4 protein-coding genes and 2 pseudogenes are annotated in these 9819 nt (G+C 67.3%); 1 reads left to right on the forward strand and 5 read right to left on the reverse strand.

Features of this window, described 5'->3' with window-relative positions; translation table 11 throughout:
* Positions 1-10: 10 nt before the first annotated feature.
* The 3 genes and pseudogenes from AB0M62_RS32605 to AB0M62_RS32615 form a co-directional block, all read right to left on the reverse strand.
* Positions 11-397, reverse strand: coding sequence for a restriction endonuclease (locus AB0M62_RS32605; protein ID WP_366077950.1), 387 nt, complete (start codon positions 395-397; stop codon positions 11-13).
* 290 nt (positions 398-687) lie between these two features.
* Positions 688-902 (reverse strand): annotated as a pseudogene (locus tag AB0M62_RS32610) (transcriptional regulator); the annotation flags it as partial.
* Positions 903-1280: 378 nt separating this feature from the next.
* Positions 1281-1433 (reverse strand): hypothetical protein, encoded by a 153-nt coding sequence (locus tag AB0M62_RS32615; RefSeq protein WP_366077951.1) that lies wholly within the window; start codon positions 1431-1433, stop codon positions 1281-1283.
* 152 nt (positions 1434-1585) lie between these two features.
* Between AB0M62_RS32615 and AB0M62_RS32620 the strand changes: the two genes are divergently transcribed.
* Positions 1586-2416: a glycoside hydrolase domain-containing protein gene (locus AB0M62_RS32620; RefSeq protein ID WP_366077952.1), complete on the forward strand. Its 831-nt coding sequence runs from the start codon at positions 1586-1588 to the stop codon at positions 2414-2416.
* A gap of 298 nt (positions 2417-2714) precedes the next feature.
* Here AB0M62_RS32620 and AB0M62_RS32625 read toward each other — a convergent pair whose 3' ends face one another.
* The gene (locus AB0M62_RS32625; RefSeq protein ID WP_366077953.1) at positions 2715-3254 is read right to left on the reverse strand and encodes a hypothetical protein; all 540 of its coding nucleotides are present in this window, start codon (positions 3252-3254) and stop codon (positions 2715-2717) included.
* A gap of 407 nt (positions 3255-3661) precedes the next feature.
* A pseudogene (locus tag AB0M62_RS32630) lies at positions 3662-9422 on the reverse strand (RHS repeat-associated core domain-containing protein); the annotation flags it as partial.
* Positions 9423-9819: the final 397 nt, after the last annotated feature.

The following is a 9819-nucleotide window of genomic DNA, read 5'->3' on the forward strand; positions in this document are numbered from 1 at the left end:
CGAAGGCACCTCACAGAACGCGGACAGCGGCCTCCAGGCGGTCCAGGCGTTCGTAGAGCGGGCGGACGAGACGGGCGCGGTGGACGCAGCGCACGGTGCCCTCCACCGTCGCGAACAGCCGGCCTTCCGCCTCGCGCAGGACGACGTCGGCGAGCGCCTTGAGCCCGCTGTTCTTCGGCAGCTGGTCGGCGCGGCGTCGGACGTCGGCGGCGCGGGCGCGGGCGTGGCCGGTGAGCTGGAGGGTGATCTGCTCGTAGTCGCGGGTCGTGAGCGTGTCCTCGCCGGTCCACGCGAGGACGGCTTTGACGAGGCTCTCGTGCGGTTCGCGGTCGAGCGGGAGCCCGGCTTCGATCAGTCCGTCGGGGTCGTGCAGGACCGTGTGCGTGCTGGTGTGCATGGCGGGCCTCGCTGCTGGGGCGTCTTCGCGCGGGTGGCCGGGGGTCACCGCTGGTGTCCTCGCTGTCGCCGGGCCTGTCGTCCTGGTCCTCGGTCCGCGCGGGCCAGCAGAGCCGGGGAGGGAACTCCGTAGACAGGCGACTGGAGGCCGCGGCCCTCCGGGGCCGGGGCGGTGCTGTCGGTGTGTGCGCGCATGAGGCCCCGCCTCTCCGTCTGGTGGTCCGTCGGTGCCTTCGACGCTACGCAGCTACGGGCCGCACTCTCAACGAAGTTGCGAAGAATTGCGGAGGTTCACTCCAGGGCGTCGATCGCGGCCCGAATGAGGGCGCGGGCGGTGTCGCCGTAGACGGCCATTTCCGCGAGGCCGGCGAACGCCTTCGCGTAGTCGGCGAGCTCGCGCGGCTGCGTCACCTTGATCTCCGCCGTCAGCGGGCCTGGACGTCGTGGACATAGAACGCCTCCAGCGGCCACACGGTGCGCTGCGCGGTGAACGGGATGATCCCCAGATCCCCAGCGAGACGGACATGGGCCTCCTCGGAGCGGCGGTCGATCTCCAGCAGCACCGGCACCTTCGAGGCCGGCGCCCGCATCACCAGGTCCGCCCTCTGCACGAACCCGCCTGCGAGACGGTGCCGGACCTCGGTCTGGAAGGCAAGCGGGTGCCCGATCCCGGCGCGGTGCAGTTCGGCGGCCGTCGAGGTGTACCGCCGCAGCGTAGTCGTCGTAGCCGCCCGCGAGCAGTTCCCCGGTGACCGGGTCATACTCCTCCTTGCGCAGCACCGAGACCCGTATGTTCTTCGGCTCCAGCAGCTTCTTCGCTTCGCGGTGTTCTCGGGCAGTGAGCATCCATACCTGTCGCTGGTCGTCCGGGACCGATTCGATCCTCACCAGTGCTCCAAATCCAGGAGGTTGTCCCGCCTGAGCTTGTCGTGCCGGTTGTCCGGGCGGGTCAGCTTCCACAACTGATCGGGCGTCGCCCGCTGGAAGATGCCGAGGGCTTGCAGCAGCTCCCCCTTCGCGGTCCTGTCGCGTGGCATCTGCCGCGCACACGAACAGGTTTGATCGCGACAGCACCGGGCGCTGGCTGGTGGAACGACCGCTGGTGCGATCTGCGAGACTGGGCCGGAATTGGTTGCGGTCCCGCTCCGGAGTGCCGGAGCTCGATTTGATATGTCGTATGGGGTGGGGAATGCCGAAGCACCGGTTGTCCAGGAAGAACCGTTACATCGCCTTGGCGGCGACGGGTGTCGTCGTCGTGGCCGGTGCCGGGGTCGCGGCGCAGACCTCGATGGCCGCCCCGGCGTGGCCGGCGCAGAAGACCTACACGGGCCGGGCGTTCGACGCCTGCACGGCGCCCTCGCTCACCGCGATGAAGGCATGGAAGAAGGACGCCTACTACGGCGGCGTCGCGGTCTACGTCGGTGGCAAGAACCGCGGCTGCGCCCAGCCCAACCTGACCAAGTCCTGGGTGAAGTCGGTCGACACGCTCGGCTGGCGGGTCATCCCCCTGTACGTCGGCGCCCAGCCGCCCTGCCAGAAGAGCGGAAACAAGGAGAGGTTCACTGCGGCCACCGCGGCCTCGGTCGGGGTGAGCAACGCCAACGACGCAATCGTCAAGGCCTCGGCACTCGGCATGAAGGCCGGCAGCCCCATCTACCTCAACATGGAGTCGTACGACATCGCCGACAAGGCGTGCAACGACGCCACCCTTACCTACGTGCGGTCTTTCACCAAGACCCTGCGCGCCAAGACCTACCGCGCCGGCCTCTACGGCTTCAGCAGCTCCAGCGCCAACGCGATCGCCACCGCCGAGGACCGCACGGACCTGCCAGGCAACCTCTGGTACGCCCTGTGGAACGGCCAGGAGACCACCACCAAGGACTGGCCCTGGAACCCGAAGCTGTACACCGACCACAGCCGCGGCCACCAGTACAAGGCCAACAGCAAGGAGACCCGCGGCGGTCACACCATCACCGTCGACCGCAACGCCTGGGACGCCCCGGTCGCCATCATCGGCTGACCGGTCGGGGTGTGTTTTTAACGGCTGATCTTGGTTGTTGAGTGGTCAGTTGTTGCTCGGGTTCAGGCGGCCTTCGAAGGCGATCTGGAAGGCGTTGAGCGGGGCCTTCCAGCGCATGGTCCACCGCTTGCGGCCCTTGTCTGTATGGTTTCGTCGCACGTCGCTGAAAATGACCCGGCCGGTCGTGTGAGAGTGCCGATCCCGACCTCCGGACTCGTAGAGGATCGGCTCTCCAACGGCAGGAAACTGGGACTGCCGCGCCGCAGGCCGAAGCCAGCGACGCGGCAGTCTGCCGGCATCAGCCGCTGCTGCTGCATTCGAGCTGAGCGTCGATCTCCTCACCCGTCATAGGGCCGTACGGAGTCCAGTACGCGCCCTCGGGCAGCTGAGCGGCCGCCACCGCCCTTGTATCGAAGACCGTGCCGGGGCCTGCGCCCGATGCATCCGAGACGGAGATGTCCAGCAGCGCCGGGACCTTGGCAGGCTGCCGGCCTGGACCTGCGGTCCTGTAGTCGTCGGCCTTCCAGAGGGTCAGCGCACCGAGGATGCCTTTGGGCGTCTTGGGGCCAGTCGCCTTCCACAGCAGTTTCTCGGTCGTCGCGTCGAGGACTTCGACGCGGTCGGCTTTCTCAGTCGGGCACAGGGGCCCCTTGACGGACACCCGATTGCCGTCGATCCGCATGCCGAGCACGACGGGCTTGTCCGGGGCGGACATGCTGTAGACGCCGTACGTCCACATAACAATCACGACGAGGGCGCCTACGCCGAGAACGACGCCGAGGGCGACGAGCAGTCCGACACCACGCGTCCGTGACTTCCGTGTCGCGTCCGTCAGCACCGGTAGCCTCCGTCGCGGTAGTTGGCCCGCCGCTCCCATTTATTGCGGCACGGGTTAACTCCGGCCATGAAGTACATGATCCCGAATCTCCAGCCGTACCGCTTCCACTGCCTTCTGTGGACTTTCTCGTGCCTCATGAGCTTTGCGCTGGGATTCCTATTCGACGTGAAGAACGTGGTGCCCAGGGTGGTACCGCCCCTGGAATGGAGGCCGATTCCGCCGCTGCAGGTGCGCATGCCGAATCTGACACGGCAGCGGTAGCCCAGGTACCGCCTACCGATCCAAGTGGTCGTCAGGCCGATCACTCGTGCCTGCTGGCGGTGCCTCCAGCTGGTATAGCGGTTCCATCCCCGGTTGGCGTAGCGCCAGGCAGCACGGGCGGGCCAACTGATTTTCGGTTTCCACCATTTTCCATCCAGGTCGAACTGGTTGATGGGGTCGCCAGGGTATCCGTAGGCGTTGGCTCCGCCGCCGTAGATGGGATCAATTGAGAGGAAGCGACCGGCAGCAGGATTATACAACCGGACGCCCATGAGCGTGAGACCCGTGAGGGTCTCTGTGGAGCGTTGTTTGGCGCCGAGCCAGTTGTAGCGGGTGGCTGCCTGTCCCGTGCGGGGGTTACCGTACTCGTCGCTGTCAAGAGCTACCGGGGCTTTTGAGGTATCCAGCGGGAGCTGGAGTGCGACGTCGCCGTGAATGTTCGTGAGTTGGAGAACGGTGTCGCCGGTCTTGCTGGTAGTCGCGGCGAGGTCGCCGGATGCGGATTCGACGTTGCGGCTCAATGTGCCGGTGCCGGTGTCCTCGACGATCCAGCGGGGATTGTCGCCGTCACTGTCGTAGTGGTTGACCTTGGACTGCTCCTGTGTCCAGGTGCTGCCGCTGCCAGCCTCGATCTTCCAGGAGCGGAAGCGGTGGTTGGCGTCGAGCTGCCAGGTCTGGCGCTTGCCGTTCCCGGTCTGCTGGTATGCGAGGTCGTTGGCGTAGTAGCCGATCGTGCCGTTGCCCGGGACCGCGGTGGTGCGGCCGAAGGCGTCGTAGGTGTGACCGGAGTCGACGATGCGGTCGGCGCTGTCGTAGGTGTGATTGGTGGTGGTGCCTCCTGTGGTGGGGCAGTCAGCGCCGGGGGTGCCGGTTGCGCTGGTGAGGGACTTGCGGTTGGTACGGGCATCGAAGGTGTAGGCCCGCCGCGTGCAGATCGTCTCGGACGTGTCCTCAACGGTGGTGAGCCGGCCCGTGGAGTCGTAACGGTAGGTCTGGTCGGACCAGCCCGCGTGCGTGGTGACCTGGCCGTAGATGGACTCGGTCACCGCGTCGGAGTAGACGATGGCGCCGTCGCTGTCGCGGGTATAGGTGCGGCCGTCCGGGGATCCGGCGGTGTCCTTGGTCTGCCTAAGGGTGTAGCCGCCGGGCAGTTTCTCGCTGGTGACGGAGCCGTCAGCGCCATAGGTGGCCTGGAACGCGCCAGCGATGGAGTCGGTGGTCTTGGTGGCCAGGCCGCGAGGCTCTGCGGTCGTGTCATAGGTGTAGGTGACAGTGGACGGCGAGTTGTCGCTGACCTTGACCGGTCGGCCGAGCAGGTCGTACTCGGTGGTGGTGGTGCCGCCGTCGGCGTCGGTGTAGGAGATCTGACGGCCGAGCTTGTCGTAGCCCTGGGTGATCGTGCCCCCGGTCGGCGAGACGGTCTTGACCGCCTGGCCAGTAGCCGGGTCGTACTCGGTCGTGGCCTCCGGAACCGCCTGCCCGATTCCGCCTGTCATGGCGACGCTGGTTGCGCGGCCTGCGCCGTCGTACGTCGTCGTGGTGGTGCGGGTGACGCCGTTGGCGGTTTCGGTGATCTTCGTCGGGTTGCCCCACCAGTCATACTCGGTGGTGGCGGCAGGCAGTGCGGTCGGGTTGCTGCCGCCGCCGGTGATCGCTCCGGCCGGGCCGGTGGAGCAGACTAGGTCGGCCCACTCCGGGCGCCCGGCGCAGGTGCCGGTGCCGGTTGCGGACCAGAAGGTGGTCACCCGCGTGACCGCGTCCGAGCCGGTGGAGCCGGGCGGGATCTGCTTGATGACCCTGCCCTGGGCGTCGTACTCGGTGGCAGTGGTGAGCGCCACGCCACTTGGGTCCTGGATGCTCTGGATCGCCGTGCCGTTAGCCCAGTCGTAGACCGTCTGCGACTGGCGAGGCTCGCCTTGGACTGTCGGGTGCTCACGGACCTGGGCGCCGGAGGTGGTCTTGGTGACCTGGTCCTTGACCTTGGCGGTGCCGTCGGTGGGCCGGCCCGTGTCGTACTCGTTGACCGTCCAGGTCCGCGCTGTCACCGGAGTGCCAGCCGGAACCAGGGTAGTGGAGCCGGACTTCAGGTCCGCTGTGAGGTCGATCCGGCGCAGCGGCCCGAACTCCTCAAGCTCGCGGGCGCCGGTCTCGTTGTAGACGGAGCGGGTCGCCAGCAGGTCAGCACGCTCTGCGGGGGTGAGCTGGGCGATGCCTAGTTCGGCCTGTGCGGCTCCGTCCTCGGCTGTCAGGCCAAGGGCGACGGCCCGGTTCGCGGCCGACAGTTCACGGACGGTGTTGCCGAACCGGTCGTACTCGGTGGCCGTGATGTGCCCGCCGGGCGTTGCGGAGTTGACCTCGCGGCCGGAGACCCCGAGGTACTTCACTTCGGCCCGCTTGTAGTCACCGGAGACGAGGGAGTCGCCGGAGTGAGATGCGGGGACGGAGTCGGCGGGGAAGACGGCGGTCGCGTCGGTCGGTGCGTCCAGCTGGCCCCACGCCTTCACATCGGCGGCGCCCAGCTTGTACGGGGCGGTCGTGCCGGTGAGCGGCACATCGTAGACGACACTGGTGGCCGCCTCACCCTCGACGGTGTCGGTAGTGCCCTGCTTCAGGCCGGGCCGGGATGCCTTGAGGAGCATGCCCTCACCAGCCGCTGAGCTGGATCCGGCTTTGCCATAGGTGAAGGTCCAGGGCAGTTCGGCGGGGTGAGCTTGGTGACGCGGCCTGCACTGTCGTAGGTGTACTCCGTCTTCAGCGATGGGGTGATCAGCAAGTTCCATTCCTGGCGCAGTCGCCCGCTTTCGTCGTACGCATAGCTCTGGACGATCTTGGAAGTCGCTGCGGCTGCGCCCGGTTCCGTGGACCACAGACGGACTTCCTTCACCTGGCTGCTGTAGTCACCGAACGCGTCGACGGTGGCCGTGGTGGAGGTGGCGTAGATCAACTCCAGGACCCGGCAGCCCTTGGTGGACGGGTCCGCGGTGCAAGCGGCGGGGGTTGCGGCCGAGGTCGGCGCGATGATCCGCTTGGGGCGAGCCAAGCTTCTGCCATCGACCGTGACGGTCTCTGAAACCACTGTGGTGGTGGTGCTGGCCAGTCCGTCCAGCAAGGTGCTGGACACCTGCCAGGTGGTGGCGGTCACGTCGGGCTTAGTGAACTCAGTGACCGTGCCTGCGGTGTCGGACAGGGTGAAGGAGGCACTCACGCCGCCCTTGAGCGTCAGGTCTTCCGAGCCGGGCTCAGGAACCCAACCCGTCTTCGCCGCGTTCGCGGTGAAGTGGATGGCGTCGCCTTCCGACGACACGACATCGACCGCGGTGTCGGAGACCTTGCGGATGTGGCTGTAGTCGGACTCCGTCATCTCCGCCGCAGTACCGGCGACCCACTCCTTGCCGAAGATTGGTGCCTGGCCCTCCTGCTTGGCGCCCTTGTCCGGGATGCGGGAGGATGTGGTGCGGGACACCGACAGGTCGAAGGAAGAAACGTCAGTCTCGGACAGGGTGTAGTCGCCGGTCAGTAGGTTCACCGAGCCCGGCCCGACCTCGTCGGATGCCGCGCCGGCGGCGTTGCGGTCGACGACGACGGTGAGCGGCTCGGTGCTGGCCGATGCGCTGCTGGGGCCGGTGAAGTCGGCCTTGATCTGGACCGTGCCGTCGGGGTCGACGGTGTTGGTGGCGTTCCAGACCAGGGGGGTGTTCTGACCACTAACCATCGCCACTGGCCAGGCCGTCAGGGGTATGCCGCCGGAGGTAATGTCGCCCGCCGGGATCTGCACCCACGGGTCGGCTTCTGATCGGCGCCATGAGTAGGACACCGAGTTGTACTTGGTGCCATCGGCTTCCGCGACCAGCGGCAGGCGGCGGGCGGTGCGCTCACCGGTGGAGGGCTGGATGAATCCGCCCGGGCCGGCGTGGAAGGTGTAGTCGATGGCCTCGGACTTGTTGTCTGCCTTGTCCACGGCCCGCACCTGGAGGGTGTGGGTGCCGTCCTTCGGCGGAGTGATGGAAATGCCCTTGTCGGCGCTGGAGCCGCTGGTGGCGACCTTGGTCCAGGTCACCCCGTCCAGCGACCACTCGAGCCAGTGGTGGTCGGCGGCGGGTGGTGTGACGGTGAAGGTGCCCGCCTGGCCCGCGCCCTTGACCCATGCGGTCGACGGGTAGTCGGTCGAGACCATCTTCGAGGGGGCCGAGGGTGCGGCGGCGTCGACGGTGAAGGTCTTCCACGCCGACCAGCCGGTGTTGTAGTGCGCCCCGTCGTACGGGGAGGTGCGGAACTTGTACGTCTTGCCGTTGGTGAGCACGCCGGCGGGGACGGTCACCGAGGCGACCTGGCCGGAGGGCACGTACGGGGAGACGATGACGTCGCCGACCTGGGTGTTGGTGACGTTGTCGAAAATCTGGAAGGTGCCGTTGACCTGGTCACCATCGGCGTCGACGAACGTGTCGCGCAGCGTCGGCGTCACCGTGTTGACCGTGTAGGCGCCGCCGTAGGAGAAGTACGGCGGGCCGGCCTCCTGCTTGGTGCCGGTGCGCGGCCGGTAGTTGTAGTTGACCACCAGCTTGGGCGGGTTGGCCGCGGCGTTGGCGGAGTTGACGCGCTTCCACTGTGCGGTCACCGTTTCACTGGTGGCGCGCAGGCCCATGGCCCGCGGGTGGCTTTGGCCGAGGCCCATTCCTGGGTCAGGGCAGTCACATCGGCGTCGATCCAACCGTCCGGGGCCGAGGTGCAGGCCGGGTTGCCCTTGGTCTCGGTGGAGGTGGCCTTCTTCGCCGTCCAGGCCGGCTGCGCGGTCCTGCGCGAGGCGGTGGAAGCCGCGCCCGCAGACCAGACCTCCCACGACTGGGCGGTGCACGCAGTGTTGCCGGAGTGGAAGTTCCACAGGCTCAGCTTCGCGTCCAGGACCAGCGCGTCCTGGATCGGTGAGGTATTCCAGGAAACGAAGGAGCGCGCGGTGCGCGGCGTGCCGTCACCGTTGAGGGTGCCTGGGTTGCCGAGATCCAGCTCGGTGTCGGACGACCAGTCGACCGTCTCGCCCTGCTGGACGTAGGTGTCGAAGACGTTGGACAGGGACGAGGTGGACGGGTCCACCGTGACCGGGAACTTGGTCTTCGGGTCGGCCAGGAACTTCGCGTCCGGGGTGATGACCAGGTCGACGGACGATCCCTTGCTCACAAGCTTCATCGCGACCGGCACCCGGCGGGTGTGCTCGCCGGAGACCGCATCGACGGTGGCGTCCCACATCACCGGCGTCGGCATGACGGCCTGCGTCTTGTTCTTCTTGTCGGTGAACACGACGCTGCCGTTGGCCTGCTGCTTGGCCTTCAAACCCTTGGCCTTGAGCGGCAGCGTGTAGGTGTAGCCGTCGATCGTGGGGCGCTGCTTGATCTCCACATACTGCTCGAAGCCGGTACGGGTCGCCTCGACCACCACGTCCGCGCCGGGAACGGCATTGACGTACTCGGCCCGAGTGCCGTCCAGCTTCGGCGCGGGCAGGCCGCCCTTCCACTGCAGCGTGATCTGCTGATCACCCTCACCAAGGGTCACGAGGTCCGTGGCCTTGGCCGACTGCGCCGCCTTGAGCGAGGCCGCCGGGGTACCGGTCTTGCCCGCGAGCTTCAGACCACGGGGGTGGGCCTGAGGCTCGACCGAGCCACCGGAAGCGACGAGGTCCAGATCGACGTCTCGCCAGTCGCCGGTGACGTTGTCCTGGAAGCGGACCGGGCCGGCGGTCAGCTCGGTGGTGAGCGAACCATCCTTGTTCGCCCACGTCGTCGACGTCTCCGTGCGCTCCGACAGCGCCTCGACGCGCTTGCCGGATAGTCGGGCAGCGACTCGAGCGGACGGAATGTCGGCGGCTTGAGTTGCCGCCGGCTTCTTCGGGGCGGCCGCGGGGGCCGGCGCGGCCATCGCGGAACTCTCGCCATCGAGCACGGGGACAGCCAGGGCCAGGGCGAGGCCGCCCGCTATGTAGCGGAGACTCCCCCCAGTCCAAAACCGTCCGCGCTCCTCTGGCGCGGGTGTATCAAGCACCATGATTCCTCGGTCTCTTACGTTCCATGTCCATCACTTGCGTGATGCCGATATGAACGTAACGAGGAGGAAAAGACCTGCAATTACAGCAAGGTCACTCAAGATCGACATCACCGGTTGCCTGGAGACTGCGTGATCTACATCACTCTCAAGATGGGGTTTGTGCGTGATCCGTCCCGTTGGTAGTCATCCCGGGCCCTGTCGGTCCCGCCCCGTGGCCGGGAAAATCGGGGCTGGTGCCCGTCCGGAGGACGTCGATAGAGCTTGGTGCCGA

This window comes from Streptomyces sp. NPDC051219, from assembly GCF_040682335.1.
Taxonomy (GTDB): domain Bacteria; phylum Actinomycetota; class Actinomycetes; order Streptomycetales; family Streptomycetaceae; genus Streptomyces.

What these genes read in the sequence shown, in the direction of transcription:
- AB0M62_RS32615 (WP_366077951.1), bottom strand. Translation starts at nt 1,433, where the DNA reads ATGCCACGCGACAGGACCGCGAAGGGGGAGCTGCTGCAAGCCCTCGGC.
- AB0M62_RS32620 (WP_366077952.1), top strand. Translation starts at nt 1,586, where the DNA reads ATGCCGAAGCACCGGTTGTCCAGGAAGAACCGTTACATCGCCTTGGCG.
- AB0M62_RS32605 (WP_366077950.1), bottom strand. Translation starts at nt 397, where the DNA reads ATGCACACCAGCACGCACACGGTCCTGCACGACCCCGACGGACTGATC.